This is a genomic window from Caulobacter sp. FV1ye13L, assembly GCF_058681155.1.
Window position 1 is genome coordinate 1986718 of sequence record NZ_CM178732.1, and the last position, 24225, is coordinate 2010942.

The 24225-nt window shown below is 67.8% G+C and carries 26 protein-coding genes and 1 pseudogene; 19 read left to right on the forward strand and 8 right to left on the reverse strand.

Annotated elements, in window-relative coordinates; genetic code table 11:
* Positions 1 to 7 precede the first annotated feature (7 nt).
* The gene (locus tag ACW176_RS09520; RefSeq protein ID WP_492111902.1) at positions 8 to 580 is read right to left on the reverse strand and encodes a TetR/AcrR family transcriptional regulator; all 573 of its coding nucleotides are present in this window, start codon (positions 578 to 580) and stop codon (positions 8 to 10) included.
* 195 nt (positions 581 to 775) lie between these two features.
* On the opposite strand from ACW176_RS09520, the gene ACW176_RS09525 reads away from it, so the two are divergent.
* Positions 776 to 1204: a DUF4345 family protein gene (locus tag ACW176_RS09525; protein ID WP_492111777.1), complete on the forward strand. Its 429-nt coding sequence runs from the start codon at positions 776 to 778 to the stop codon at positions 1202 to 1204.
* Between the two features lie 203 nt (positions 1205 to 1407).
* Here the strand turns inward: ACW176_RS09525 and ygiD are convergent, their stop codons facing one another.
* Entirely contained in the window at positions 1408 to 2178 is a 771-nt protein-coding gene (gene ygiD, locus ACW176_RS09530; RefSeq protein ID WP_492111778.1) for a 4,5-DOPA-extradiol-dioxygenase, read from the reverse strand.
* 167 nt (positions 2179 to 2345) lie between these two features.
* On the opposite strand from ygiD, the gene ACW176_RS09535 reads away from it, so the two are divergent.
* The 5 genes and pseudogenes from ACW176_RS09535 to ACW176_RS09555 all read left to right on the forward strand — a co-directional run bounded on the left by ACW176_RS09535 (position 2346) and on the right by ACW176_RS09555 (position 7893).
* On the forward strand, positions 2346 to 3437 hold the full coding sequence (locus tag ACW176_RS09535; RefSeq protein ID WP_492111903.1) for an acyltransferase family protein: 1092 nt from the start codon (positions 2346 to 2348) through the stop codon (positions 3435 to 3437).
* Between the two features lie 42 nt (positions 3438 to 3479).
* Positions 3480 to 4253: a tyrosine-protein phosphatase gene (locus ACW176_RS09540; RefSeq protein WP_492111779.1), complete on the forward strand. Its 774-nt coding sequence runs from the start codon at positions 3480 to 3482 to the stop codon at positions 4251 to 4253.
* A gap of 82 nt (positions 4254 to 4335) precedes the next feature.
* Entirely contained in the window at positions 4336 to 5745 is a 1410-nt protein-coding gene (locus tag ACW176_RS09545; RefSeq protein WP_492111780.1) for an MFS transporter, read from the forward strand.
* Positions 5746 to 5779: 34 nt separating this feature from the next.
* Positions 5780 to 7132: pseudogene (gene pabB / locus ACW176_RS09550) on the forward strand (aminodeoxychorismate synthase, component I); the annotation flags it as partial.
* Positions 7129 to 7893, forward strand: coding sequence for an aminotransferase class IV (locus tag ACW176_RS09555; protein ID WP_492111781.1), 765 nt, complete (start codon positions 7129 to 7131; stop codon positions 7891 to 7893). The pseudogene pabB and the gene ACW176_RS09555, both read left to right, overlap by 4 nt.
* A gap of 16 nt (positions 7894 to 7909) precedes the next feature.
* Here ACW176_RS09555 and ACW176_RS09560 read toward each other — a convergent pair whose 3' ends face one another.
* The 3 genes from ACW176_RS09560 to ACW176_RS09570 all read right to left on the reverse strand — a co-directional run bounded on the left by ACW176_RS09560 (position 7910) and on the right by ACW176_RS09570 (position 9556).
* Positions 7910 to 8479: a TadE/TadG family type IV pilus assembly protein gene (locus ACW176_RS09560; RefSeq protein ID WP_492111782.1), complete on the reverse strand. Its 570-nt coding sequence runs from the start codon at positions 8477 to 8479 to the stop codon at positions 7910 to 7912.
* The gene (locus ACW176_RS09565; RefSeq protein ID WP_492111783.1) at positions 8464 to 9063 is read right to left on the reverse strand and encodes a TadE/TadG family type IV pilus assembly protein; all 600 of its coding nucleotides are present in this window, start codon (positions 9061 to 9063) and stop codon (positions 8464 to 8466) included. Before ACW176_RS09565 ends, ACW176_RS09560 begins: the two co-directional genes overlap by 16 nt.
* Before the next feature lie 109 nt (positions 9064 to 9172).
* On the reverse strand, positions 9173 to 9556 hold the full coding sequence (locus ACW176_RS09570) for a pilus assembly protein N-terminal domain-containing protein (RefSeq protein ID WP_419254286.1): 384 nt from the start codon (positions 9554 to 9556) through the stop codon (positions 9173 to 9175).
* 318 nt (positions 9557 to 9874) lie between these two features.
* Between ACW176_RS09570 and ACW176_RS09575 the strand changes: the two genes are divergently transcribed.
* From ACW176_RS09575 to ACW176_RS09635, 13 genes are all read left to right on the forward strand, one after another.
* Positions 9875 to 10057, forward strand: a complete 183-nt coding sequence (locus ACW176_RS09575; protein ID WP_419320127.1) for a Flp family type IVb pilin — start codon at positions 9875 to 9877, stop codon at positions 10055 to 10057.
* Between the two features lie 178 nt (positions 10058 to 10235).
* Positions 10236 to 10418: a Flp family type IVb pilin gene (locus ACW176_RS09580; protein WP_419254288.1), complete on the forward strand. Its 183-nt coding sequence runs from the start codon at positions 10236 to 10238 to the stop codon at positions 10416 to 10418.
* 144 nt (positions 10419 to 10562) lie between these two features.
* On the forward strand, positions 10563 to 11075 hold the full coding sequence (locus ACW176_RS09585; protein WP_492111784.1) for an A24 family peptidase: 513 nt from the start codon (positions 10563 to 10565) through the stop codon (positions 11073 to 11075).
* A 205-nt stretch (positions 11076 to 11280) separates the two neighbouring features.
* Complete coding sequence (gene cpaB / locus ACW176_RS09590) at positions 11281 to 12177, forward strand: Flp pilus assembly protein CpaB (RefSeq protein ID WP_419320129.1); 897 nt, start codon at positions 11281 to 11283, stop codon at positions 12175 to 12177.
* Positions 12178 to 12188: 11 nt separating this feature from the next.
* Positions 12189 to 13982: a type II and III secretion system protein family protein gene (locus ACW176_RS09595; RefSeq protein ID WP_492111785.1), complete on the forward strand. Its 1794-nt coding sequence runs from the start codon at positions 12189 to 12191 to the stop codon at positions 13980 to 13982.
* A gap of 10 nt (positions 13983 to 13992) precedes the next feature.
* Positions 13993 to 14691, forward strand: coding sequence for a CpaD family pilus assembly protein (locus ACW176_RS09600; RefSeq protein WP_492111786.1), 699 nt, complete (start codon positions 13993 to 13995; stop codon positions 14689 to 14691).
* A complete protein-coding gene (locus ACW176_RS09605; RefSeq protein ID WP_492111787.1) occupies positions 14691 to 16271 on the forward strand; it encodes a CpaE/TadZ family protein in 1581 nt (526 codons plus the stop codon). The genes ACW176_RS09600 and ACW176_RS09605 overlap by 1 nt, the downstream gene beginning before the upstream one ends.
* Positions 16272 to 16277: 6 nt before the next feature.
* Positions 16278 to 17771 carry a TadA family conjugal transfer-associated ATPase gene (locus ACW176_RS09610; RefSeq protein WP_419320133.1) on the forward strand — a complete coding sequence of 498 codons (1494 nt, stop codon included), beginning with the start codon at positions 16278 to 16280 and terminating at the stop codon, positions 17769 to 17771.
* 3 nt (positions 17772 to 17774) lie between these two features.
* Positions 17775 to 18752, forward strand: a complete 978-nt coding sequence (locus ACW176_RS09615) for a type II secretion system F family protein (RefSeq protein WP_419320134.1) — start codon at positions 17775 to 17777, stop codon at positions 18750 to 18752.
* Between the two features lie 12 nt (positions 18753 to 18764).
* Positions 18765 to 19748 carry a type II secretion system F family protein gene (locus tag ACW176_RS09620; protein WP_492111788.1) on the forward strand — a complete coding sequence of 328 codons (984 nt, stop codon included), beginning with the start codon at positions 18765 to 18767 and terminating at the stop codon, positions 19746 to 19748.
* A 73-nt stretch (positions 19749 to 19821) separates the two neighbouring features.
* Positions 19822 to 20490: a DUF2306 domain-containing protein gene (locus ACW176_RS09625; RefSeq protein WP_492111789.1), complete on the forward strand. Its 669-nt coding sequence runs from the start codon at positions 19822 to 19824 to the stop codon at positions 20488 to 20490.
* A 23-nt stretch (positions 20491 to 20513) separates the two neighbouring features.
* Positions 20514 to 21323: a LytR/AlgR family response regulator transcription factor gene (locus tag ACW176_RS09630; protein ID WP_492111790.1), complete on the forward strand. Its 810-nt coding sequence runs from the start codon at positions 20514 to 20516 to the stop codon at positions 21321 to 21323.
* 117 nt (positions 21324 to 21440) lie between these two features.
* A complete protein-coding gene (locus ACW176_RS09635) occupies positions 21441 to 21635 on the forward strand; it encodes a hypothetical protein (RefSeq protein ID WP_492111791.1) in 195 nt (64 codons plus the stop codon).
* Here the strand turns inward: ACW176_RS09635 and ACW176_RS09640 are convergent.
* The 3 genes from ACW176_RS09640 to ACW176_RS09650 form a co-directional block, all read right to left on the reverse strand.
* Positions 21632 to 21823 carry a hypothetical protein gene (locus tag ACW176_RS09640; protein ID WP_492111792.1) on the reverse strand — a complete coding sequence of 64 codons (192 nt, stop codon included), beginning with the start codon at positions 21821 to 21823 and terminating at the stop codon, positions 21632 to 21634. The two genes, ACW176_RS09635 and ACW176_RS09640, sit on opposite strands and share 4 nt — an antisense overlap.
* Positions 21824 to 21833: 10 nt before the next feature.
* The gene (locus ACW176_RS09645) at positions 21834 to 23267 is read right to left on the reverse strand and encodes a hypothetical protein (protein WP_492111793.1); all 1434 of its coding nucleotides are present in this window, start codon (positions 23265 to 23267) and stop codon (positions 21834 to 21836) included.
* A gap of 82 nt (positions 23268 to 23349) precedes the next feature.
* Positions 23350 to 24168: a tetratricopeptide repeat protein gene (locus ACW176_RS09650; RefSeq protein ID WP_492111794.1), complete on the reverse strand. Its 819-nt coding sequence runs from the start codon at positions 24166 to 24168 to the stop codon at positions 23350 to 23352.
* Positions 24169 to 24225 lie beyond the last annotated feature (57 nt).

The window sequence follows — 24225 nt, forward strand, 5'->3', positions numbered from 1 at the left end:
GACCCGCCTAGGGCTCTTTCCGACCTGATGGTGACATCAGGGCGCTGACGATCTGCCGGGTCAGGACCTCCGGCGCGCACCAAGGGTAGCCGGAAATGGTGACATGGCTGTGGGCTATGCCCAGCAGACCGCAGAGCAGAGCTTCGCTCCGGGGCTTCAGGTCTGCCTCGCCCTGACTTCCCAGGACGTCGCTCACCAGACCAAAGAACAGCTGGTAGTGGCCGACGGCGGCGGAGGACTCCAGAAAGCTGCTGACCTCGGCCTGGCTGACGCCTTCGGTCATGAACACCAGTCGATAGCGCTCCGGGTTCCCGACCCAGTAGCGGACATAGTGGGCGGCGACAGCCGTGAGGCGATCGGCGGGGTTGTCGATCGACCCTGCCAGGGCGCTCAACTCGGCGAACACCTCATCATAGATCCCTTCCCAGAGATGGCTGAGGATGTCGGCCTTGCTGGCGAAATAGGCATAGAGGGTCATCGGCGTGCAGCCGACCTCCTTGGCCAGCCGGCGCATGGACACAGAGGCGTAGCCCTCTTCGCGAAACAGCTGCGCGGCGGCATCGGCCACCTTTTTCCGCATCGCCACGATGTCGCCACCGCTCCGCGCCGGTCGGCCTCTGCGCGCGCTCACGGTTCCCTTGTCCAGACTCACAGACTTGACTTCCTTCGCTGATTATTATTTATCACGCGTTATAAATAATAGGCAAGGCCGCATGAAACCGAACGTCGTCGTGGCCTGGCTGTGCCTTGCCGTCACCCTAGCAGCCGGATCCCCATGCAAAACCAACTGACCCTCAGCGAACGCGCCTTTCGGACCGTGATCTTCCTCCTTGGCCTGGTGGCCCTGTGGACCGGCGCCAATGTCGCCCTGGGCGGCATCGCCACCCTGGGGCTGCAAGGGCCGACCGACTTCGTCGCCGCCATCCACGCCGACGCCTATGCGGCCCACGACAGTCACGTCCGGTTTCTGGGTGGGCTGTGGCTGGGGGTGGGGCTGCTCTTTCTGGCCGGCGCCTGGAACCTGCGGCCGCTCAAGCCGGCCATTCAGGCCGCGCTGGTTCTGACGATCATCGGCGGGCTGGCGCGGTTCAGCGCCCTCCGGTTCGACGTCCAGTTCGGGCCCGACATTCTGGGCTCCTTTCTGGCCGAGGTGATCCTGATGCCGCTTCTGCTCTGGTGGAGCACGCGGATCGCCCGTTCCTGATTGTGAGGTCTGGGCGGCTGGCTGTTCTGGTGACCTGCTGCCACAGTCGATCTTGAAATGACCCCAGTCGCGCCGTTGCAAAGCCGCGTTCGCCCACCAATCTAGGACTCGACGCGGACAACCCGGCTCCCCCCCCCCGGGCCGGCCCCGGCGTCCCTAAAAGCGCAACGCTCGTGCTCCCCCGGCACGGGCGTTGTTTGCGTTCAGCCGACCTTGATCCCCGTCATCGAGATCGCTGCGAAGACGTCGTCGGTGAAGAAGCTGACCGTCTCGCCCGCATCCTGCGCGCCCAGCACATAGAGCAGCGGCAGATAGTGTTCGGCGCTGTTGATCGAGATCTCGGCGTCGGGGCCCAGGCCCTGCCAGTCGATCAGTGGGTCGTGGTCGCCCGAGGCGATCAGGGCCTTGGCGGTGTCGTTGAAGCGCTCGGCCCACTCGGGCGCTTCGGGCCGGCGGAAGTCGGCGGCGCGCAGGTTGTGGACGATGTCGCCGCTGCCCATCAGCAGCACGCCCTCGTCGCGCAGGGCCGCCAGGCGCCGGCCGGCCTCATAGTGCCAGCGGTTGGAGCGACCGCGATCCAGGCTGATCTGCACCACCGGAATATCGGCGTCCGGATACATCGGTCGCAGCACCCCCCAGGCGCCGTGGTCGAGGCCGCGCGTGGGATGCTGGACCACGGGGTCGGGTGCTAGCAGCGCGCCGATGCGCGCGGCCAGGGCCGGATCGCCCGGCGCGCGGTATTGCACGTCGAACAGGGCCTGCGGAAAGCCGCCGAAATCGTGGATGGTCTCGGGCGCCGGCGAGGCGCTGACGGCGGTGGCGCCCTGCGTCTCCCAGTGGGCGCTGACCATGGCGATGGCGCGCGGGCGGGGCAGGTCGCGGCCCATCTGGCCCCAGGCGCGGCTCCAGGCGTTGTCCTCGATGGCGTTCATCGGCGAGCCGTGGCCGACGAACAGGACGGGCATGCGGGTCATGGCGAAGCCTTTCAGAAACAGTAGAAGTTACAGATAGGCGTCGCGCCGCCTCGCCGCAAGATGACGTGACGCGATGGCTTTTCCCGCGCGGCCGGCTTTGTTAAGGCCAAGGGGTGTCCAGTTCCGCTTCGCCCCCCGACGCATCCACCCCGGTCCCGACCCCGGTGATGGCCCGCGCCCGCCGCGCCGTCCGGGGCGGGGCCCTCGACTTCCTGCGCTTCCTGGCCTCGCTGCTGATCGTGCTCTACCACTATGGGGCCGAGAGCCCGATGCGGATCGAGCGCTTCCACCAGGTGTTCTCGCGCGGCTTTCTGGCCACCGATTTCTTCCTGATCCTGTCGGGCTATGTGCTGGGCCGGGCCTATGGCGCCTCGACCCTGTCGGGGAAGATCACGCCGGCCCGCTTCTGGCTGCGCCGCGCCGCCCGCGTCTGGCCGGGGCACCTGATGGTGCTGGCGGCCATGGCGGTGCTGGTGCTGGTCCTCAACGCCATCGGCACCGACGCCCATAAGCCCAGCCGCTTCGCCTGGGACCAGCTGCCGGTCCAGGCCCTGCTGATCCACGCCTGGGGTGTGCCCAGCGACGGCTGGAACCTGCCCAGCTGGTCGCTGTCGGCCCTGATCGTCTGCTACGCGATCTTCCCGTTCATGTGGCGGGCGGCCGACAAGGTGCGCCACGCGATGATCCTGCCGCTAGTGGGCGCGGCCACCATCATCGCCTTCGAACTGATCGCCCGCTTCGGCTTTGACCAGGCCCTGGCCGACCTGCGGTTCCAGTTCGGGGTCGTGCGGGCCCTGCCGCTGTTCATTCTGGGCGTGTGCCTGGCCCGGGCCGTCGAGATGGACTGGCCGTCGGAAAAGGCGGCCCGGGCGCTGCTGTATGGCGGCGTCGTGGTGCTGGTGGGATGGCAGGCCCTGGATCGCTACGCCCTGCCCAATGTGCTGTGGTTCGACCTGCCCAGCCTGGCCGCCATCGCCTGCATCATCCTGGGCGCCGGCCGTCTGCCGGTGCAGCGACCCAGCGCCTGGATCGAGGAGGGCGCCAAGCTGTCCTTCGCCCTGTTCATCACCCACATCTTCGTCGGCGTGATCTACTGGAGCGCCATCCACAAGCTGATCGACACCGTGCCGATCGGCATCGGCTGGCAGTGGCTGATGTGGCTGGCCGGCTTCCCCCTGGCCTATGGCGCGGCCTGGCTGTTCCACACCTATGTGGATCAGCCGGTGCAGGACCGCCTGGCGCCGTGGCTGAGGCGTTAGGACGTCTCGCCAATGTCATCCGGTCGCGCTAACACCCCTGACATGACCCGACACATCCCGCTCCAAGGCGTCGAGAACCTCCGCGACTATGGCGACTACGCCGCTGGTCTTGGCCGACTGAAGAAGGGCGTGCTGTACCGCGCCGCCCACCAGGCCGAGGCCACCGACGCCGACCTCGACGCCCTGGCGGCCCTGAACATCGTCACCCTGGTCGATCTGCGCCGTCCCAACGAGCGCGAGCGGTCGCCGTCACGGCGCTGGAGCGGCTTTTCCGCCGAGGTGATCGACAACGATCTGGGCGCGACCGGCCCGGACCCCTGGCATGAATTCCTGAAGAGCTCCGACCTCTCCGAAGGCTCGATCCAGGCCTATATGGTCGAGTACTATCAGCGGGCGCCGTTCAAGGAACGCCATCTGGACCTGTTCTCGCGCTACTTCAGGGCGCTGGCGCAGGCCCGGGGACCGGTGCTGATCCACTGCGCCGCCGGCAAGGACCGCACGGGCATACTGGCGGCCCTGACCCACCATGTGGCCGGAGTGTCGGACGATGACGTCATCGACGACTATCTGCTGACCAATGACCCCGCCCGTTTCGAGCGCCGCGGCCCCAAGTTCATGGAAATCATCCACGAGATGACCGGCCGCACACCCACCGAGGCGGCCATACGCGCCGCCATGGGCGTCGAGGCCCAGTACCTGGCCGCCGCCTTCGCCGCGATGAAGGACCAGTACGGCTCGCTGGACGGCTATCTGGAACAGGCCGTGGGCCTGGACGCCGAAATGCGCGAGGCCGTGCGGGCGCACATCCTGCTCTAAAGTCGCCCGTGACAAACACCCGTTTAACCGCCACGCTCTCCTGAAAGCGCCGCATCAGACGGCGCTCGAACCGGGGTAGGGCATGAGTGATGTGGCGGGCGTGTCGGCGGGCGGCAAACCGGGGGGTCTGTCAAAAGGCGCGCTCAGCTGGATCCTCCATCAGGGGTCGCGCGACGCCTATGTCGTCCTGATCACCATCTACATCTTCGCGCCCTATTTCTCGCGGGTGCTGGTCGGCGATCCGGTCAAGGGTCAGGCGACCATGGCCGACATCGCCACCGCCTTTGGTTTGCTGACGGCGCTCACCGCCCCGCTGCTGGGCGCCTCGATCGAGCGCTATGGCCCGCGCAAGCCGTTCCTGATCGGCATTCTGGCGATCATGCTGCCGCTGTTGATGCTGCTGTGGCTGGCCCAGCCGAACGACGGACCGTCGGTGGCCGTGATCGGCCTCGTCCTGATCGTGCTGGGTGTGTCGTATAACTGGGGCGACGTGCTCAACAACTCGCTGCTGTCCCGGGCCGCCGAGCCGGGTCAGGAGCCGCTGGTTTCAGGGCTGGGCTATGCCATGGCCAACGGCCTGTCGGTGAGCCTGCTGATCTTCATGATGTGGGCCTTCGTCCTGCCCGGCGCGGTAGACTGGCCCGGCGTGCCGGCCGCGCCGCTGTTTGGCCTGCCGACCTCCAACCATGAACCGGCCCGCCTGTCGGGACCGATGGCGGCCGGGGTCATGCTGCTGGGCGCGATCCCGTTCCTGCTGTGGACGCGCGATGCGCCGCGCACCGGCCTGTCGATGGCGGCCAGCCTGCGCCATGGCGCGCGGCTGCTGATCGACACCCTGGGCAACCTCAAGGGGCACAAGGATGTCGCGACGTTCCTGGCGACACGGATGCTCTATTGCGACGGCATGACGGCCCTGCTGGTGTTCAGCGGCCTGTTCGCCGCCGGCCTGATGGGCTGGGGCGCGCTGGAGATGCTGGCCTATGGCATTTGCCTGTCGATCTTCGGCGTGCTGGGCGGCTTCCTGGCGCCGTGGCTGGACAGGACCCTGGGACCGCGCCGCGCGGTGCAGCTGGAAATCTTCGGCTGCCTGATCGTGCTGATCGGCGCCCTGGGCATGGGCCGCGACAGGATCCTCTATTTCTGGAGCTATGACCCCGCCGCTCATGCGCCGCTGTGGAACGGGCCGCTGTTTCGCACCTTGCCGGAGGTTCTGTATCTGGGCCTGGGCATGCTGATCGCGGTGTTCGTCACCGCGCAATATGCTTCCAGCCGCACCCTGCTGGTGCGCCTGGCGCCGCCTGACCGCATCGCCGCCTTCTTTGGCCTGTTCGCCCTGTCGGGCACGGCGACGGTGTGGCTGGGCTCGCTGCTGGTGGCCCTGGCGACCCGGATCTTCCAGAGCCAGGTGGCGGGCTTCGTGCCCATCGTCGGCCTGTTGCTGCTGGGCTCGCTGGGCCTGTTCCTCGTCAAGGGCGGCGGGCGCGAGACCTGAGGCATGGCGGCGCGGCGCGCGGGGAGGTATCAACCCCGCCATGCGCCGCGTCGCTCTCCTCACCGTCCCCTGGCGCGAGCCGGTCTGGGCCCTGCAGCCGTTCCGGGACGAGCCGCACGCCTGCGCCCTGCTGTCGGGCGGCGGCGAGCGGTGGTCGTATCTGCTGCGCGCGCCCGACGCGGTCCTGACCCTGGACGCCGCCGATCCGCGTGACCCGTTCGAGGCCCTGAGCGCCCTGATCGGCCCGCGCCTGCCCGCTGATCCCGAAGGCCCGCCGTTCCAGGGCGGGGTCGTGGGTCTGGGAACCTACGAGCTGGGCGACAGGGTCGAACGCCTGGGCCTTGGCCGCACCGGCTGGCCGGACCTGACCTGCGCCCGCTACGGCGCCCTGCTGGCCTTCGACCATCAGGCGCGCCGGGTCGTCGCTGTCGGGCGAGGCGACACCGACGCTCAGGCCGCTGAACGTGCGCGCGCGGCGCTGACCTGGCTGGACGCCCCCGTCGATGCGCGGTCGCCGGTCGAGGGTCCGCTGTGCGCGGCCCTGACCGCCACCGACGGCGCGGCCTACGAAGTCGCTGTCGCTGATGTCGTGGCCCGCATCCATGGCGGCGAGATCTTTCAGGCCAATATCGCCCGCGCCTGGACCGGGCGGCTGGCGGACGGCGTCGATCCGTTCGACCTGTTCACCCGCCTGCGCGCCCAGAGCCCGGCGCCGTTCTCGGCCTATTGGCGGCTGGAGGGCAGGGCGCTGGTCTCCAATTCGCCCGAGCGGTTCCTGAAGGTGCGGGACGGGGCCATCGAGACCAAGCCGATCAAGGGCACCCGGCGGCGCGGCGCGACCCCGGCCGAGGACGCCCTGATGGTCGCCGAGCTGTCGGCCAGCGCCAAGGACCGGGCCGAGAACCTGATGATCGTCGACCTGATGCGCAACGACCTGGCCCGGGTCAGCCCGCCCGGCAGCGTGAAGGTGCCTGCGCTGTTCGGGGTCGAGACCTTCGTCAATGTGCACCACCTGGTCTCGACGGTGACCGGGCGCCTGGCCCCGGGCCTCAGCGTCGCCGACCTGCTGCGGGCCACCTTCCCGCCGGGCTCGATCACCGGCGCGCCCAAGGTCCAGGCGATGAAGGTCATCGCCCAGCTGGAGCCGCCGCGCGGCCCCTATTGCGGCTCGCTGTTCTGGGCGGGGTTCGACGGCAGCTTCGATTCCAGCGTGCTGATCAGGACCGTGGGGCTGGAGCGCGACAGCGAGGGCTGGACGTTTCAGGCGCGGGCGGGAGCGGGGATCGTCGCCGACAGTGATCCGCGGGCCGAACGCCTGGAAACCGAAACCAAGATCGCCGCCCTCAAGCGCGCCCTGACTGAGCCCATGACGGAGATGACTCGATGATCCCGCTGGACGATCGCGGCCTGCTGCTGGGCGATGGCCTGTTCGAGACCATGCTGGCGCTGGACGGCGCGATCCCGATGATCGAGGCGCATCTGGACCGTCTGGCGGCCGGCTGCGTGGCGCTGGGTCTGCCGGACCTGGATCGCGAGACGGCGCGGGCCCTGTGCCTTGCCGCGCCGCCGCCTGCGGGCCGGGCCGCCGTGCGCCTGACCGTGACGGCCGGCTCCGGGGGGCGAGGTCTGGATCGTCCGGCGCAGGTCGTCCCGCGCCTGAGGGCGACCGCGGCCCTGTCTGCGCCCATCGAAACGCCCGCGACCCTGATCATCGCCCAGACCCGCCGCAACGAGGGCTCGCCGGCCTCGCGGCTCAAGACCCTGGCCTATCTCGACAATGTGCTGGCCCGCGCCCAGGCCCGGTCGGCGGGGGCCGACGAGGCGGTGATGCTGAACAATGCCGGCCATATGGCCTGCGCGGCGGCGGCCAACCTGTTCTGGATCGAGGGCGAGCGACTGCTGACCCCGGCCCTGGCGTGCGGCGTGCTGGCCGGGATCACCCGGGCGCGTGTGCTGGCTGCGGCAAGGTCGTGGGAGATCGAGGCGCTGGAGATCGCCGCCGATGGCGCGCGACTGGCCGGCGCCGATGGGGTCTTCCTCACCAACAGCCTGATCGGCGTGCGGCCGGTCTCGCGGCTGGACGGGCGGATCTTCGCGCCGCATCCGCTGGCCGAGCGGCTCAGGGCCGTCTTCTTCTCACCCTTCTAGCGGGGCAGGAAACGCGTCAGTTGACCCGCAGCACGGTCTCGCTCTTGCGAGGCCGCAGATAGAAGGTGCGGTAGAAGTTCAGGGTTGAGGGCAGGATGAACTTGATCGGCGAGGTGTAGCCATAGCTGGCCTTGGCCATGATCACGCTCTGGCTGGGGGGCAGCACGCCGACCGGGATCACGGTGGAGCCCAGCACTGCGTCCTTGACCGGACAGTTGGCGTGGCTGTTGCTGTTCTCCGACCAGGCGACCGTGTCCTTGCCCGTCGCGTCAGACGTGATGCTGACCAGACACATGCGCAGGCTCGTCGTCGGGAACGGCGCCATGATCGTGTTGCCGATCGTGAAGATGTCATTCTTGCGAGCGTCGTTCAGCTGGGCGCTCTGGGCCACAAGGTCGCCGATCGACGAGGCGATATTGCTCAGGCGGCGCTGGGCCATCATGGACTGGGTCAGCTCGGCCATGCCGCAATAGAAGATCACCAGAACCGGTGCGATCAGGGCGAACTCGACGGCCGAGACGCCGCGACGGTCGCGCCAGAAGCCCTTCAGGCGCTTTTGGGGGCGGGGGGTCAGTTGATCGGGCATATGACCGTCGCGGCCGGAGTGTCGGAATAGGGCTCGTTCGAAAAGGCCGTCGCGGCCGTCAGCATCCGCTTGCCGTTCGAGGTCTGCAGGCCAGTCTGCAGCAGGGGCGTGACCAGGGGCCAGTTGTAATAGGCGCGGATCAGGACGACCGAGCCCGGGCCGCCCGGATCCCAGCAGGGCGTGTTCGGCTTGGCGGCGTTCAGCACCACGCCCGAGGCCGAGAAGCCGCTGAAGGTGCGCACGTCCAGGCTCAGGGCCGTGCTGCAGGCCGAGCCGAGCCAGCTCATCTCGGTGCAGACGGCGGTCTTGAAGGCGGCGGCGGTTCGGCCGGCCGTCTGGACCTCGCCGGTGCGGATGGAGCGGCCGACGTCGATCACGGCGTTTTCCAGGGTGATCGAAACCAGGAACACCAGTCCCAGTTCGATGGTCGCGAAGATCAGCAGCAGAAAGGGAATGGAGACGAAGGCGAACTCTACCGTCACCGCGCCGCGGCGCGCGCGCGCAAACAGCCTCGCCCTGGCGCGGGCCCTGGCCAGCAGACCGGCGCAGCGTTGGAGGCGTTTGAGGCGGGCGACAGGCGCCATACGCTTGGGGTCCGTTTCGAAGCCGCCGGAGGCGACGGTCAGGGCAGTCTAGGCTTCCCGCCCCTAATCAGTCGTTTAGACGCGCCCTCACGCGCGCGCGGGACTCTTCTTAGGGGACGCTGACCGCGGAGGTGGGCGCAACACGGGTGCATTGCACGCCGCAGGCATAGGTCCCGACATTGGCGGCGCCGCGGTAGACGGTGACGCCGGCGCTGCTGTCGGAGACAATCACCTGGCGTTCGGCCAGAGGGCGGCCGGCGGCGTCGAAGGCCATCACGGTGGTGACGCCGGCCCGCTTGCCGAGGATCACCAGGGTGCGTTCGTTGATGACGCTGACATCGGCGACCAGCGGATCGCCGACAACCACGTCGCGCACAGCGCCAGACAGACCGATGCGGGCGATCTCACCGGCGGGAACCGAGAGACTTTCAGCACGCGCCGAGGCGCCCGCGAGGGCGAAGACAGCGGCGAGAGCGAGCGAAAGGCGGCGCATGACGGTTCCAGTTCGATATCCGAGCCCGGTGAGACTGACTTTGAATGGTCAACAAAAGACTAAATCCACCCCCTCCGCGACAACGTGACCGTTTGCGAAACCGTTGATTCAAAAGGCTTTGCGTCTGGATTTGATCGGTGTGGTTAAGAGTAAGTAATAGTAAATGCAAATAAACCAAAAGAAAAACAGCGGAAACTATTCCCACGTTTACTGGCCATTAAGTGAGGTGGGCGAAATTGATCGTGTTTTCGGGGGTGAGCAAGTCAACACGGCTTGAAGACCTCAAAATCAACCAACGATGATTTAGGAGATCAAGTCATGTCGAAGTTCTTCACCCGCTTCCTGAACGACGAATCCGGCGCCACGGCCATCGAATATGGTCTGATCGTTGCTCTGATCGCCGTTGTGATCGTGACCGCCGTCACGACCCTGGGCACCAACCTGAAGACCACGTTCACGAACGTCGGCACCAAGGTCAGCACGGCCAACTCGGCTAGCTAAGACCTGGCTTCAGGCCTCGAAAAAAGAAGGGTCGGAACCTGGGTTCCGGCCCTTTTTCTTTGTCTATTTTCCGAATGAAAAAGTACATTTCTCGGAAAAATGCCGTTCTTTGAATACAATTGGTTTACCCAATTGGTGCATTATCTACATCACAAGTTTCAACACTGGAGATTTAAACATGACCAGCTTCATCAAGACTTTCCTGAACGACGAATCCGGCGCCACAGCCATTGAATATGGTCTGATCGTCGCCCTGATCGCCGTTGTGATCGTGACCGCCGTCACGACCCTGGGCACCAATCTGAAGACCACGTTCACGAACGTCGGCACCAAGGTCAGCACGGCCAACTCGGCCAGCTAAAGGCGCGCTGGCCCAAACGGGCCGACGTACTGCCTCGGAAACGGGAAGGCCGCGACGGTTTCGTCGCGGCCTTTTCCGCATTTGGGGGAAACCATTGCTTCACCTGATCGTCCCAGAATGGGCCATCAAACAAGGCGCCTTGCGATGCACGCTATCCAGATCCCGCTGCTGCTGATCTTTCCGGCCCTGGTCATCGTGGCCGCGCTCAAGGACGTCACCAGCTATACTATTCCCAACTGGATCTCGCTGGCCCTGCTCGTGGCCTTCGTCCCTGCCGCAGCCGTCAGCGGCGCGTCACTGCCGGCCATCGGTCTCTGCCTGGCGACAGGGTTCGGCGCGCTGCTGTTGGGAATGGGCATGTTCGCGGCCGGCTGGATCGGCGGCGGCGACGCCAAGCTGTTCGCGGCCAGCGCCCTGTGGATCGGCTGGCCGGCGACCTTCCCCTTCATGCTGTCGACAGGTCTGGCGGGCGGCGCCCTGACCATGGCCATCCTGGCCCTGCGCTCTGGCTGGCTGGAGCCTGTGCTGGCCGGCAGCCCGTCCTGGCTGCGCAAGCTGGGCGCGCAGGGTGGCGACATTCCCTATGGCGTAGCCATAGCGGTCGGCGCCCTGGCGACTTTCCCGCAAGGCACCCTGGCCAGCGCCATTCTCGGCTGAGCCACCGGGCGCCCGGGACCCGTTCCGCGTCAGCCTGTCACAGCGGGCATATCGACTCGGGGAGCCAAAACTTTAGCCGGTGTTAACCATGCGCGGGCGACCATGGGGTTGGCCAGAAAGGCTGTCTGACGAATCGTGCGCGCAGTCCTGAAGGGCGGCAGCTCGCGAAACCTCGCTTCTCGTCGCGAAAGCCTGTGACCGCGCAATGAATCCTGTTCGCCTCCTGATCGTCCTGGTCGCCGCCATCTCGGCCATCGGCCTGGCCGTGGTGATGCAGCGCGCGCTGGGTGGAAAGCCCGCCGCCGCGCCCTCGGCCATTGCCGCGCCGGTCGCGGGCAAGCCCATGACCCAGGTCCTGGTCGCCAAGCGCGACCTGGCCATCGGCGCGCGACTGACCGGCGAAGACGTCACCTGGCAGGCTTGGCCGACCGAGGCCGTCAATGCCGCCTTCATCACCAACGGCGCCGCCCTGCCCAACCCCGAGGGTGCGGACAAGGCCAGGGCCGCCGTCACCAATGCCGCCAATGACATGATTGGCGGCGTCGACCCGGCCAAGGCCGTCGAGGGCGCGATCGTGCGCGACCCGATCCTGACCGGCGAACCCATCACCCCCCGCAAGATCGTCCGCGGCGGCGACGGCGGCTATCTTTCGGTCGTGCTGTCGCCCGGCAAGCGCGCCATGGCCGTACCCGTCACCTCCGAGACCGCCGTCGGCGGCTTCATCCTGCCCGGCGACCGGGTGGATGTCCTGCAGACCCGCGACACCCTTTCCCCGGATGCTGATGGCGGCGCCGGCAAGGTGACGATCGCCGAGACCATCCTGCAGAACGTCCGCGTTCTGGCCCTGGACCAGAGCACCGCAGCCGAGAAGGACGCCAAGTCCATCGTCGCGGCTACCGCCACCATCGAGGTCAGCCCCACTGACGCCGAGGCCCTGACCCGGGCCAAGGCGACAGGCCCTGTGACCCTGGCCCTGCGCGCCTATACCGATCTGGGCGGCCCTTCGGGCGTCGTCGGGGGTGTCGCGCGCAAGGCTCCGGAGGACTCGGTGATCCGCATCAACCGTGGCGGCCAGACCACCAACACCTCGGTGCGCCCATGAGCCGCTCCTCCATGATTCGTCGGGTTCTGACCGCGCACATCGCCGGGCTTCTGGCCCTGAGTTCGACCACCTCCGTGCTGGCTGACGGCCCTGTCGGCGGCTCTCACACCTATCGCCCCGCGCCGCGCGTGGTTCGCCCGCGCCCGGTCGCCGTCGCCCCGATCGCGCCGCCCGCCGCCGAGCAGGTGCTCAGCATCGACCTGACCGCCGGGACCGGCGCCCGGGTGCTGGACCTGCCGCTGGGCAAGTCGGCCATTATCGAGCTGCCGGTCGACGTGCGCGACATGCTGGTCACCAATCCGCTGGTGGCCGACGCGGTTCTGCGCAGCCCGCGCCGGATCTATGTGCTGGGCATGACCTCGGGCGCGACCGACGCGGTGTTCTTCGACGCTGCGGGCCGCAAGATCCTGCAGCTGAACATCCGCGTCGCCCAGGACATCAGCCTGCTGTCCTCGACCCTGCGCACCGTCCTGCCCATGGGCTCGGTGCAGGTCGTTCCGCTGAAGGACAGCGTCATTCTCACCGGCGTGGTGATGAACGCCGCCGACTCCGAGAAGGCCTCGCGGATCGCCGCCCAGTTCGTGGCCTCTCCGGAAAAGGTGCTGAACATGCTCAGCATCGCCGGCAAGGACCAGGTGATGCTGGAAGTGCGCATCGTCGAGGTGCAGCGCAACGTCATCAAGCAGCTGGGCGTGTCATCCAGCGCCCTCTTCAACGACGGCGTCAGGACCTATGGTCTGGGACGCGACAATACCTTCGGCGTCAATGGCGCACTGATGGGCGGCGCCGATCTTTGCGCCGGCTACAACAACGCCCGCACGACCAACGTCAGCAACAACAACACCCAGAACAGCCAGAACGGGGTCACCTCCGGGACCACCGGGTCTTCGACGACGAACACGAGCAATTCGACGTCGGTCTCGACCGTGACCGTGGTGGACGGCAACGGAAACATAGTGGCCGTCGCGCCCCTTCCTGTGAGCGGCTCCACGACAACCCAAACAGCGGTGAACAGCGCTGCGCTGGTCAATACGACCTCCACTGGCTCTACCAACGCCCTGACCAACCTGATCACCAACATCGCCACGACCGCCTACAAGACGGCCACGGGCAGCAACACCAATGCCTGTCTGCAGGCCTTTGAACGGGTGGGTCTGATCCGGACCCTGGCCGAGCCCAACCTGACCGTGCTGTCGGGCGAGGCGGGAAAGTTCCTGGCGGGCGGCGAGTTCCCGGTCCCCACCGGCCAGGACGCCACCGGCAAGATCACCATCGAATTCAAGCCCTACGGCGTGGGCCTGGGCTACGTCCCGGTCGTGCTGTCGGGCGGCCGCATCTCGCTGAAGCTGTCGACCGAGGTTTCCGAGCTCTCCAGCCTGGGCGCCTTCTCGGTGTCCAGCGGTTCGGGCTCCAGCGTGCTGACCGTGCCGGGCCTGATGGTTCGCCGGGCCGAGACGACGGTCGAGCTGCCCTCGGGCGGCTCGATGATGATCGCCGGCCTGCTGCAGCAGACTACCAAGCAAACCATCGACTCCCTGCCGGGCCTGACCTCGATGCCGGTTCTCGGCTCGCTGTTCCGCTCGCGCGACTATCTGAACGGCGAAACCGAGCTGGTGATCATCATCACCCCCTACATCGTCGATCCCACCCGGCCCCAGAACCTGCAGACCCCGGCCGACGGCCTGAGGTTCGCGGGCGACATGAGCACGACCCTGCTGGGGCGGCTCAACCAGGTGGTCAAGGCGCCGGCCGGCGCCAATGCGGGGCGCGCCTATCAGGGCCCCGTCGGCTATGTGATCGAGTGAGGACGCGGACATGAGCAAGCACCCCGTGAAACGCGTCCTTCTCCTCGGCGCCGCACTGCTGGGCCTGTCGGCCTGCGCCAGCGCCGGCGTTGAACCGCCTGTTTCCGCGCCCGCCTCGCGCACCGAGACCGAAAAGTGGCGCGACCAGATCAAGGTCGACGGCCGCGCCGACGAGATCCAGCTGGCGGTGCACGCCACCGGCGTGTCGGCCAACCAGGACCAGGCGCTGTCGGCCCTGGTCGGTCGCTGGCTGTCGGCCCAGGCGCGCGAGATCGTGGTCAGCGCCCCCATCGGCGGCGGCGACGCTTCGGCGGCTGGCGGCATGGCCGCGCAGATCCGCGAGCGGTTGATGTTCTATGGCGCGGCCCCGGCCCAGGTCAGGATCGTCGGCTATGACGCCGGCGGCCAGGCTGTGGCGCCGATGCGCGTCGGCTTCGAGATCTTCACCGCTGAAGGCCCCACCTGCGGTCGTTGGGAAAACCTCACGGCCACCCGCAAGAACGAGACCTATGGCAATTTCGGCTGCGCCGTGGCCGCCAATCTCGCCGCCCAGATCGCCAATCCAGAAGACCTGATCCGTCCGCGCGACTCGACCCCGATCGACGCGGGTCGCCGCGACATCGTCCTGGGCAAGTACCGCAAGGGCGAGGTCACCTCCTCGTCCAAGGACGAGCAGGCCACCGGCGCCGTCTCCAAGGCGATCAACTGATGCCGCGTCCTCCTTCGGATCATGACCCGTTCGACCTAGGGTTCGAGGCCGCCGACGAGTTCACCTCAGCCGGCTCCGATCCCTGGCGCTCGTCCGCGCCGGCCCTGTCGCCGGCCCAGGGCGGGATGGACGACCCCTTTGCCGATTTCCCGCCGGCCCGACCGCGCGATGAGCGGCCCGCGCCCGCGCAGGACCCGTTCGCGGCGCCCGCCGCAGCGCGCCAGGCCCAGGCCCAGGCTAGAGGCCCGGCGCCCGCCGCCGCCATGCCGCAGCCCGAGCGTCGGCGCGCGCCCGCCGCTGAAATGACCCCGCCGCCCTCGTACGAACCGCCGCTGCCCGAGCCGTCCCCGCATGACAGCCTGAGCGGCAGCGACGCCGCCCTGGGCGAGATGGCGGTGCCGCGCATCACCATCCACGCCTTCTGCGTGCGGCCCGAGACCTCGGCCCTGATCGAGGTCGCCGCCGCCGACCGCCGGATGGCCCGGGCCTCGACCATCGTCCGCGTGGGCGGCCTCGACGCCGCTGTGGAGCTGTATCAAAACCAGTCCACCCCCTCGCTGGTGCTGGTGGAAACCCATGACGGCGCCCAGCGCCTGCTGCACCTGCTGGACGCCCTGGCCCAGGTCTGCGATCCGGGCACCAAGGTCGTGGTCATCGGCCAGACCAATGACATCGCCCTCTATCGCGAGCTGATGCGTCGCGGGGTCAGCGAATATCTGACCCAGCCGCTGGGCCCGCTGCAGATCATCCGCGCCGTCTCCGGCCTCTATGCCGACCCGTCGGCGCCCTTCGTCGGCCGTCAGGTGGCCTTTGTCGGCGCCAAGGGCGGGGTAGGGGCCTCGACCCTGGCCCACAACTTCGCCTGGTCGATGGCCGAGCGCATGCAGACCGCCACGGTGATCGTCGATCTGGACCTGCCGTTCGGCACGGCCGGGCTCGATTTCAACCAGGACCCGCTGCAGGGCGTGATCGACGCCCTCAGCCAGCCCGACCGCCTCGACCCCGTGCTGATGGACCGGATGATGGTCCGCTGCGGCGATCGCCTGTCGCTGTTCGCCGCGCCTGCGACCCTCGACCAGGACTATGAGATCAGCGCCGAGGCCTATGAAGAGGTCACCCAGAAGATCCGCGGCGCCGCGCCCTTCGTGGTTCTGGACCTGCCCCACAGCTGGGCGGCCTGGACGCGGCGGGTGCTGATCGGCTCGGATGATCTGGTCGTGGTCGCCACGCCGGATCTGGCCTCGCTTCGCAACGCCAAGAACATCATCGACATGGTCCGCCAGGCCCGCCCCAACGACGCGCCGCCGCGCCTGGTGCTCAACCAGGTGGGCGTGCCCGGCCGTCCCGAGATCCCGGTCAAGGACTTCGGCGAGGCCTTGGGCGTCGCGCCGTCGCTCGTCCTGCCCTTCGATCCCAAGTCCTTCGGTCAGGCCGCCAATAATGGCCAGATGGTCGGCGAGGTCGCGCCCAAGTCCAAGGCCGCCGAAGGCATCGACCACCTGGCCCAGCTGATCAGCCGTCGCGAACCGCCGCAGGTTCAGAAGGCCTCGATGCTGTCGGGTCTGTTCAGGAAGAAATAGCGACGGATGTTCGGCAAGCGCGATCAGAACCCCGCAACGGACCGTCACGCGCCGCCCCCGGCGCCGACCGACGGGTCGGCGATCGCTACGCGTCCCCAGCGCGTCGAGCCGGCTCAGGATCGCGCCGCGCCGTCGCCCAAGGTTGCCCCGCCCAAGGCGACGCCGGGGCTGGAGCAACTGCGCGCCGCGCAGGGTGCGCCGCCCACCACGACCATCGTCCGCGAGCAAAGCGACTACTACCACGCCACCAAGACCGTCATCTTCAACGCCCTGCTCAACACCATCGACCTGAGCCAGCTGGCCCAGCTGGACGTCAAGGCGGCCGCGGAAGAGATCCGGGACATCGTCGCCGAGCTGGTGGCGATCAAGAACGTCTCGATGTCGGTCTCCGAACAGGAGCACCTGGTCCAGGACATCATCAACGACGTCCTCGGCTATGGCCCTCTGGAGCCGCTGCTGGCCCGCGACGACATCGCCGACATCATGGTCAATGGCGCCCACCGGGTGTTCATCGAAGTGGGCGGCAAGGTCCAGCTGACCAATGTGCGCTTCCGCGACAATCTGCAGCTGATGAACATCTGTCAGCGGATCGTCAGCCAGGTCGGCCGCCGGGTCGATGAAAGCTCGCCGATCTGCGACGCCCGACTGCCCGACGGCAGCCGCGTCAACGTCATCGCCCCGCCTCTGGCTCTGGATGGTCCCACCCTGACCATCCGGAAGTTCAAGAAGGACAAGCTGACGATGAAGAACCTGGTCGACTATGCGTCGATCAGCGCCGAAGGGGCGCGGGTTCTGGGCGTCATCGGCGCCTGCCGCTGCAACATCGTCATCTCCGGCGGTACGGGCTCGGGCAAGACGACGCTGCTCAACACCCTGACCGCCTTTATCGATCCGACCGAGCGGGTGGTGACCTGCGAGGACGCCGCCGAACTGCAGCTGCAGCAGCCGCACGTGGTGCGCCTGGAAACCCGGCCGCCCAACCTGGAAGGCCAGGGCGCGATCACCATGCGCGATCTGGTCAAGAACTGCCTGCGGATGCGTCCCGAGCGGATCATCGTCGGCGAAGTCCGGGGCCCTGAAGCCTTCGACCTGCTGCAGGCCATGAACACTGGCCACGACGGCTCGATGGGGACGCTGCACGCCAACAGTCCGCGCGAGGCCATCAGCCGGATCGAGAGCATGATCACCATGGGCGGCTATGGCCTGCCCTCCAAGACCATCAAGGAAATGATCGTCGGTTCGGTCGACGTCATCGTCCAGGCCGCCCGCCTGCGCGACGGCAGCCGCCGCATCACCCACATCACCGAGGTGGTCGGTCTCGAGGGCGACGTGATCGTCACCCAGGACCTCTTCGTCTACGAGATCACCGGCGAGGACGCCGACGGCAAGGTGGTGGGCAAGCACCGCTCGACCGGCATCGCCCGGCCCCGCTTCTGGGACCGCGCCCGCTACTACGGCCTGGAGCGCGAGCTGGCCGAAGCCCTCGACGCGGCGGAGTAGCCCATGCTGTTCGTGATCGCCGGCGTCCTGGGCTTCATCACCATCACTGCGCTGGGTTTTGCCTTCGCCGGCGGCGACCAGAACGCGGCCCGCACGGCCAAGCGCGCCCAGGCGATCGTCGGCGGCGGCGCCCATGCCGCCGGGGCCCGCGCCAAGGCCGTGGCCAATACGCCCGACGCCCGCCGCAAACAGATCCTCAAGACCCTGAAAGAGCAGGACAGGCGACAGAAGAAGGCGTCGCTGAGCATCGCCGCTCGCCTGCGCGCCGCCGGCCTTGGCGAAAAGGTCCAGATGTTCTGGATCATCAGCGGGGGGCTGGGCTTCTGCGTCGGCCTGATCGTCCTCATCCTCGGCCAGCATCCGCTGCTGGCCCTCGGCGCGGCCTTCGCCGCCGGCCTGGGCCTGCCGCGCTGGGTCGTGGGCATGCTGGCCACGGCTCGCACCAAGAAGTTCACCGAGGCCTTCTCGGACGCCATCGACATCATCGTGCGCGGCATCAAGTCGGGTCTGCCGGTCCATGACTGCCTGAAGATCATCGGCAAGGAATGCCCCGAGCCCCTGGCCGGCGAGTTCCGCATGCTGACCGAGAACGTCGGCATGGGCATGCCGATGGATGTGGCCCTGGAGCGCATGTACGAGCGCATGCCGACCAACGAGCTGCGCTTCTTCGCCATCGTTCTGTCGATCCAGGCCAAGACCGGCGGCAACCTGGCCGAGGCGCTGGGCAACCTCTCGACCGTGCTGCGGGCCCGCAAGCTGATGGGCGAAAAGATCAAGGCGCTGTCGGCCGAAGCCGTGGCCTCGTCCTTTATCATCGGGGCTCTGCCGCCCGGCGTTGTGGTGCTGATCACCGTGACCTCGCCGGCCTATATGCAGCCGCTGTTCACCGATCAGCGCGGCCATCTGATGCTGCTGGCGGGCGGCATCTGGATGAGCATCGGCATCTTCGTGATGCGCAAGATGATCAACTTCAAGTTCTAGGGGAGGGGGCTCATGAACATCGTCGCCGTCCTGACCGACCCCACCAACATCTTCACGGGGGTCATTGCCCTGGTGGTGTTCGCCACCATGATCACCCTGGCCGCGCCGTTGATGCGCGACAAGGGTCTGGAAGGGCGCCTGAAGTCTGTGGCCAACCGCCGCGAGGAGCTGCGCCGCCGCTCGCGCGAGGCCATCGTCCAGAAAGGCGGCGGGGGCAGCACCCTGCGCCACACCGACGAAGGCCTGTACAAGAACATCGTCGACCGCCTGCAGCTGTCACGCCTGCTGGAAGATCCCAAGGTGGTCGACAAGCTGGCCCAGGCCGGCTTTCGCGGACCACAGCCGGTCTCGACCTTCTATTTCTTCCGCTTCGTGATGCCGTTCGTCTTCGCGGTGGTGACGGCGTTCTACATCTATCTGATCAATGATTTTGGCCTGGTGGGCATGCAGAAGCTGTGCGCCTGCGTCGCGGCCCTGGCCATCGGCTACTACGCGCCCAACGTCTACATCACCAACATCGCCACCAAGCGCCGCGAGTCGATCGTGGCGGCTTTTCCCGACTCCCTGGACCTGCTGCTGATCTGCGTTGAAAGCGGCATGTCGATCGAGGCGGCGATCCAGAAGGTCGGCGCGGAAGTCGGCTCCAGCTCGATGGAGCTGGCCGAGGAACTGAGCCTGCTGACCGCCGAGCTGTCCTATCTGCCCGACCGGCGCCTGGCCTATGAGGGCCTGGCTCGCCGCACCAACCACCCCGGCATCCGCTCGGTCGCCACAGCCATGATCCAGGCCGAGCGCTACGGCACGCCCCTGGGCAGCGCCCTGCGGGTCATGGCCAAGGAAAACCGCGAACTGCGTCTCTCGGCCGCCGAAAAGAAAGCCGCCGCCCTGCCGGCTCAGCTGACCGTGCCGATGATCCTGTTCTTCCTGCCGGTGCTGTTCGTGGTGATCCTGGGTCCGGCGATCATCAAGATCCAGGACGTGATGGGCAAGGGCTAGGGGCCCGTCCCCAAGGGCCGCGCTTCGTCCCAGATCCCTCGCGGCAAGGCCAGCGAGTGGCCATGCCGGCGGCATGATCTTCCAGCCCACTCTCGCCCTCCATATCGCCTGCGGCCTCGTCGCCGTCGTTGCCGGCGGCTTGCCCATCGTCACCCGCAAGGGGTCTGCGCTGCATCGCGTGTCCGGCTGGATCTTCACCGGCCTGATGGGGACGCTGCTGGTCTGCGCCTGGGTGATGACGGCGCTGCGCTTCAACCCCTATTTCGCGGCCCTGACGGCCACGGCGACCATCACCGCCTTCTCCGGCGTGCGAGTGCTGAAGCGCAAGCGGCCCGACCTGCGCCGCGCCGACCGCGCCAGGGCGCTCGACTGGATCCTGACCCTGATCGTCGTGGGCGTGGGCCTGTGGGTGCTGGTGCTGATCCTGCGCGGCCAGACGGGCGGCAGGACGGCCGTCTCCGCCGCCCTGGTCTATGGCGCGCTGACCTATGGCGGCTGGGACCTGTGGCGCTTTGCCCGCCCCACCGCGTGGCCTTTCTTTCCGGACCTCTGGACCTACGAGCATCTCGTGAAGATGCTAAGCGCTTACGGGGCGGTGATGAGCGCCTTCTCGGGCAACTTCCTGACCTTCCTGCCGACCCCCTGGAGCCAGCTCTGGCCGACCCTCGTGTTTCAATCCCTGGCCGTGATCTGGATCCTGTCGCGGGCCCTGCGCCGCCGCCGCGACCCTTCGCCCGCCTGAAGCGCGCCTCGACCGCCGCCTGGATGTGGGGCTTTGGCGCCTACAGCTATGTCGTCACCACCTTCAGCGCCGCCTGGTTCGCGCGCCGGTCCGCGCGGGCGGCCGGCGCGCCGATCAGCCTGGTCGAGTCGGTGTCGTGGCAGGGCGCCAGCTACGCCCTGTGGCTGCCCGTAGCCGGCCTGGTCTGGGCGATCCTGCGGCGCTTCGGGGCAGACGGGCGAGGCGTCGCGGTCCTGGCCCTGGCGATGATCCCCGTCGTGGTCCTGGAATCATTGGGCGCGGCCTGGGTGGACATGACGTACCGCGCGTCGGCCGGCGGCATGGCCGAAGGGCTGGCCCGGGCCCTGAGCCGCTCACCCGTTTCGATCCTGCTCTACACCGCCCTGGCCGCCGCCGGTCTGGCCGCGGCCCACCGCCAGAGGGCCGTCGAGGCTCAGGCCCGCGCCGACCAACTGGAGACGGCCCTGACCGAGGCGCGGCGGGTCGTGGCGCGCCAGGCCGCCCCGGCCGAGCGCCTGATGGTCTCGACCGGATCGCGCCGGACGCCGGTCGACCTGTCCCGCGTGGAATGGTTCTCGGCCGCCGGCAACTATGTCGTCGTGCACTGGGCGCAGCGCGAGGGCCTGATCCGCGAGACGCTGCAGAACCTGGAAGGACGGCTGGACCCGGCGATCTTCGCCCGCAGCCATCGCTCGACCCTGGTCAATCTGGCGCGCGTTCGCGAGACACAGTCGCTGTCGGACGGCTCATGGCGGCTGACGATGGAGAGCGGCGCCGAACTGGTCGCCAGCCGCACCTATCGCGACGATCTGCTGGCCCGGCTAGGCAGATAGGGCCTCTATCCTCGACGCGCGATAGCCGAAACCGCTGACGCTTTCGGCTGTCGCGCTCTCTACGGCGCCCTTCTTGCGCCGCGTCGCCCAGTGGTTTGCCATTGTGGGACAGTCAGTATGAAGATCGGCGGCAAGCGGGCTCTTCGCGATCGAAACCTCGCGCGTGACGAGGTCGGCGGATCAGCGGTCGAGACGGCCCTGATCTTCTCGCTGGCGGCGACCATGGCGGTGGTCGTCCGCGAGGGCGTGTCCATGCCGCTGCTTCAGCAGTTTGCCGACGCGGCCAAGGTCCTCGAGCGCGCGCTGAACTAGGGCACGCGCGCCAGCCCGACCCAGCCAGCGTCGGCGGTCTCGATCGCGCCGGCGTCGGCATACTCGTCGGTCTTGTATGTGGTCAGCGTCTCGAATTGGCGCTCGTCGATGATCTCGAGGCCGGAGAGCTCAGCCAAGGCGTGCAGGGCCTTCCGCGAGGGCGCGACGAGAATTCCGATATCTGCCATGTCCGGTCTCCTACTTCGCAAGTTCGATTTGGTATTCGATGGGCAGCGCCGCGAAGGCGTCGATGAGCTCCGTGCGGGTGGCCACGGTCTTCATGGCGCCGAGCCGTCTCATGGTCGGAAGCTTGGCCTGCTTCGGATGGGCCTTGACGTAGGCGTCGATCGCCTCGCCCAGACGTGTGGCGTCCACGGTCTTGCCGTCGGGGGCGGCGACCTTGAGCCAGAACTTGTCGAACCGCGTGCCTGTCCTTGCGACGATCGCCCTCTTTGCCTCCAGGACTTCCAGCTTAAACGTCGCGGCCTTGGCGTCGGCCTCCGCAGCGTCGGCTTCGGCCTCGGCCTTGGCCGTGGCGATGCTCTGCTTAAGCAGATCGTTGCAGAAGGGGCGGGAGGGGTCGAACTTGGCGTCGTTGCTCTGGATCACCTTCAGGCAGACCATGAGGATTTCGCCCTGCTGGTCATAGTTTCGCTGGACGATACTATCGACCACCAGGGCCACCGCTTCGATGGCCGCCGCCTGGGCTCTGGCGTCGCCGTCGATCACGGGTGTCATCAGGGCGGCGCTGGCCGAGGCGGGGCCGGCGCCGCCCTGTGAGGCGACCTTGCCGAGATTGGCGTAGTAGTCGGACTTGGTCTTCAGATCGGTCTCGGCATTGGCCAAAGCCAGTTTCGCGGTGGAGCACTCACCCTGCTTCTTCTTCTCGTCGGCGGTCAGCTCCGTCCCGTCGGTCACCTTCTTGTCGATGGCCAGGCAGGCTTCCTTGATGCCGTCATAGGCGTCCTGCTTGTCCTTCTTGATCTTCTCGGCCGCCACCACGGCGTCACGCGCCTGGCTGACCTTGATGACGGCGTCCTGGGTTGAGCTCCCGGCCGACGCGACGCCAGCGCCGCCGATCACCACCACCATCGGCCGCGCGGCCGCCGTCAACTGCTCGATGGCCAAGGTGCTGACCATCATGCGCTGGTCGCGGATCGCCTGGACAGGCATTTCCAGTTCGCTGATCGCGCCGTTCATGTAGCGCTCGCAGGTTCGGTACATGACCTCGCGCAGCATGTTGACGGTCTGGGTCCGGGCCAGGGTCGAGGCCTGTTCCGAGGTCGTGCCGGCCAGGCTGCCAGCCACCTGCAGTGTCGCCGGATCGGCCGACTTGCCCAGCGAGCCACTGGCGGCCAGCGACTGGGCCAGGGCGCTGAAGACGTCGGGACTGGGCTCGGCGCAGACGACGAACTTCTGCTCGGTCTTGGGGTCGGTCGTCGGTGGATTCAGGGGACGCGGCAGACCGATGATCGCGCGCTGCTTGGCGTCGACCAGGGCATAGGCGGCCTCCGCCGTTGGCACCGGCTGCCAGCGATAGATCGAGTGATGATTGGCCGAACACGCGCCCAGGCCGAGCGTCCCGACCGCCAAGGCCAGCCGGATTCCTTGCGTAATTCCGTGCGATTTCATGCTGCCCCCCAACAGTCCGAGAACAGCGTTCTTTAGAAATCAGGAAGAGTCCAGGCAATTTTCTCGCTTGGGCTGTATTTCTTCAGCCGCCCGACTTCATCGCTTCCCAGGTTCGGGACTGGGCCGTCGGGCTGGGCTGGCTGGTGGCGGCGCGCAGCCAGGCCAGGTTGTTGGCCACCGCTTCGGGCGGCAGGTCCTGGCGGGCCAGCTTTTCGGCTTCGGCGATGCGGCCCTGCAGGCCGATCACCAGGGCCAGGTTCTGGCGGATCTGGATGCTTGAGGCGGGCATGACCGCCGCGCGGCGCAGCAGGGCCTCGGCGCCGGTCATGTCGCCCTGGCTGGCCAGGTGCATGGCGTAGTTGGCGTTGGGCACGGCCTCGTTGGGGCCCAGGGTCACGGCCTGACGGTGGGCGGCGCTGGCCTCTTCGTCGCGCTGGGCCTGCTCATAGGCGACGCCCAGCAGCGACTGGGGACGCCAGTCCTTGGGCGCCAGGACAGCGGCGTGACGGGCCGGCTCGACGGCGTAGAAGCCCTGGCCGCGCGCGATATGGGCGCGGGCCGATTCCAGCAGGGCGTCCAGATTGTCGGGCTCGACCATCAGCACCTTGCCGGCCGCTTCGGCGGCGTCGTCATAACGACCCATGGCCCGCAGGGCCTGGGCCAGGGCGACGCCCGCCTCGGCGTCGCGGCCGTCGGTCTCGAACTCGCCGCCCCAGAAGGCGGCGCGGGCCAGGGGATCGGCGCGGCGCATCTCGGTCCGCTGGGCCGGGCTGGCCTTGCGCGACACAGCCGGCTCAACGGCGGCGGGCGGGGTCTTGGCGGCGCCGGCCTGGGCCTGGGGGCCCAGCATCAGCAGAGCCGGAGCGAGAACGGTTGCGAGGAGCGCGCGCTTGCGACACATGGAAGACGAGTCTCCGAAGGGTTGCCGCATCCTCGCCGCGCGGCCTCAAGGAATCGT

Bases quoted from the DNA above. Each gene is read 5' to 3' on its own strand.
- ACW176_RS09525 (WP_492111777.1), top strand. From the start codon at position 776: ATGCAAAACCAACTGACCCTCAGCGAACGCGCCTTTCGGACCGTGATC.
- ACW176_RS09625 (WP_492111789.1), top strand. From the start codon at position 19,822: ATGATCTTCCAGCCCACTCTCGCCCTCCATATCGCCTGCGGCCTCGTC.
- ACW176_RS09630 (WP_492111790.1), top strand. From the start codon at position 20,514: ATGTGGGGCTTTGGCGCCTACAGCTATGTCGTCACCACCTTCAGCGCC.
- ACW176_RS09545 (WP_492111780.1), top strand. From the start codon at position 4,336: ATGAGTGATGTGGCGGGCGTGTCGGCGGGCGGCAAACCGGGGGGTCTG.
- ACW176_RS09575 (WP_419320127.1), top strand. From the start codon at position 9,875: ATGTCGAAGTTCTTCACCCGCTTCCTGAACGACGAATCCGGCGCCACG.
- ACW176_RS09535 (WP_492111903.1), top strand. From the start codon at position 2,346: ATGGCCCGCGCCCGCCGCGCCGTCCGGGGCGGGGCCCTCGACTTCCTG.
- ACW176_RS09640 (WP_492111792.1), bottom strand. From the start codon at position 21,823: ATGGCAGATATCGGAATTCTCGTCGCGCCCTCGCGGAAGGCCCTGCAC.
- ACW176_RS09605 (WP_492111787.1), top strand. From the start codon at position 14,691: ATGCCGCGTCCTCCTTCGGATCATGACCCGTTCGACCTAGGGTTCGAG.
- cpaB (WP_419320129.1), top strand. From the start codon at position 11,281: ATGAATCCTGTTCGCCTCCTGATCGTCCTGGTCGCCGCCATCTCGGCC.
- ACW176_RS09555 (WP_492111781.1), top strand. From the start codon at position 7,129: ATGATCCCGCTGGACGATCGCGGCCTGCTGCTGGGCGATGGCCTGTTC.
- ACW176_RS09615 (WP_419320134.1), top strand. From the start codon at position 17,775: ATGCTGTTCGTGATCGCCGGCGTCCTGGGCTTCATCACCATCACTGCG.
- ACW176_RS09560 (WP_492111782.1), bottom strand. From the start codon at position 8,479: ATGCCCGATCAACTGACCCCCCGCCCCCAAAAGCGCCTGAAGGGCTTC.
- ACW176_RS09650 (WP_492111794.1), bottom strand. From the start codon at position 24,168: ATGTGTCGCAAGCGCGCGCTCCTCGCAACCGTTCTCGCTCCGGCTCTG.
- ygiD (WP_492111778.1), bottom strand. From the start codon at position 2,178: ATGACCCGCATGCCCGTCCTGTTCGTCGGCCACGGCTCGCCGATGAAC.
- ACW176_RS09635 (WP_492111791.1), top strand. From the start codon at position 21,441: ATGAAGATCGGCGGCAAGCGGGCTCTTCGCGATCGAAACCTCGCGCGT.
- ACW176_RS09595 (WP_492111785.1), top strand. From the start codon at position 12,189: ATGATTCGTCGGGTTCTGACCGCGCACATCGCCGGGCTTCTGGCCCTG.
- ACW176_RS09620 (WP_492111788.1), top strand. From the start codon at position 18,765: ATGAACATCGTCGCCGTCCTGACCGACCCCACCAACATCTTCACGGGG.
- ACW176_RS09540 (WP_492111779.1), top strand. From the start codon at position 3,480: ATGACCCGACACATCCCGCTCCAAGGCGTCGAGAACCTCCGCGACTAT.
- ACW176_RS09600 (WP_492111786.1), top strand. From the start codon at position 13,993: ATGAGCAAGCACCCCGTGAAACGCGTCCTTCTCCTCGGCGCCGCACTG.
- ACW176_RS09520 (WP_492111902.1), bottom strand. From the start codon at position 580: ATGCGGAAAAAGGTGGCCGATGCCGCCGCGCAGCTGTTTCGCGAAGAG.
- ACW176_RS09645 (WP_492111793.1), bottom strand. From the start codon at position 23,267: ATGAAATCGCACGGAATTACGCAAGGAATCCGGCTGGCCTTGGCGGTC.
- ACW176_RS09580 (WP_419254288.1), top strand. From the start codon at position 10,236: ATGACCAGCTTCATCAAGACTTTCCTGAACGACGAATCCGGCGCCACA.
- ACW176_RS09610 (WP_419320133.1), top strand. From the start codon at position 16,278: ATGTTCGGCAAGCGCGATCAGAACCCCGCAACGGACCGTCACGCGCCG.
- ACW176_RS09585 (WP_492111784.1), top strand. From the start codon at position 10,563: ATGCACGCTATCCAGATCCCGCTGCTGCTGATCTTTCCGGCCCTGGTC.
- ACW176_RS09570 (WP_419254286.1), bottom strand. From the start codon at position 9,556: ATGCGCCGCCTTTCGCTCGCTCTCGCCGCTGTCTTCGCCCTCGCGGGC.
- ACW176_RS09565 (WP_492111783.1), bottom strand. From the start codon at position 9,063: ATGGCGCCTGTCGCCCGCCTCAAACGCCTCCAACGCTGCGCCGGTCTG.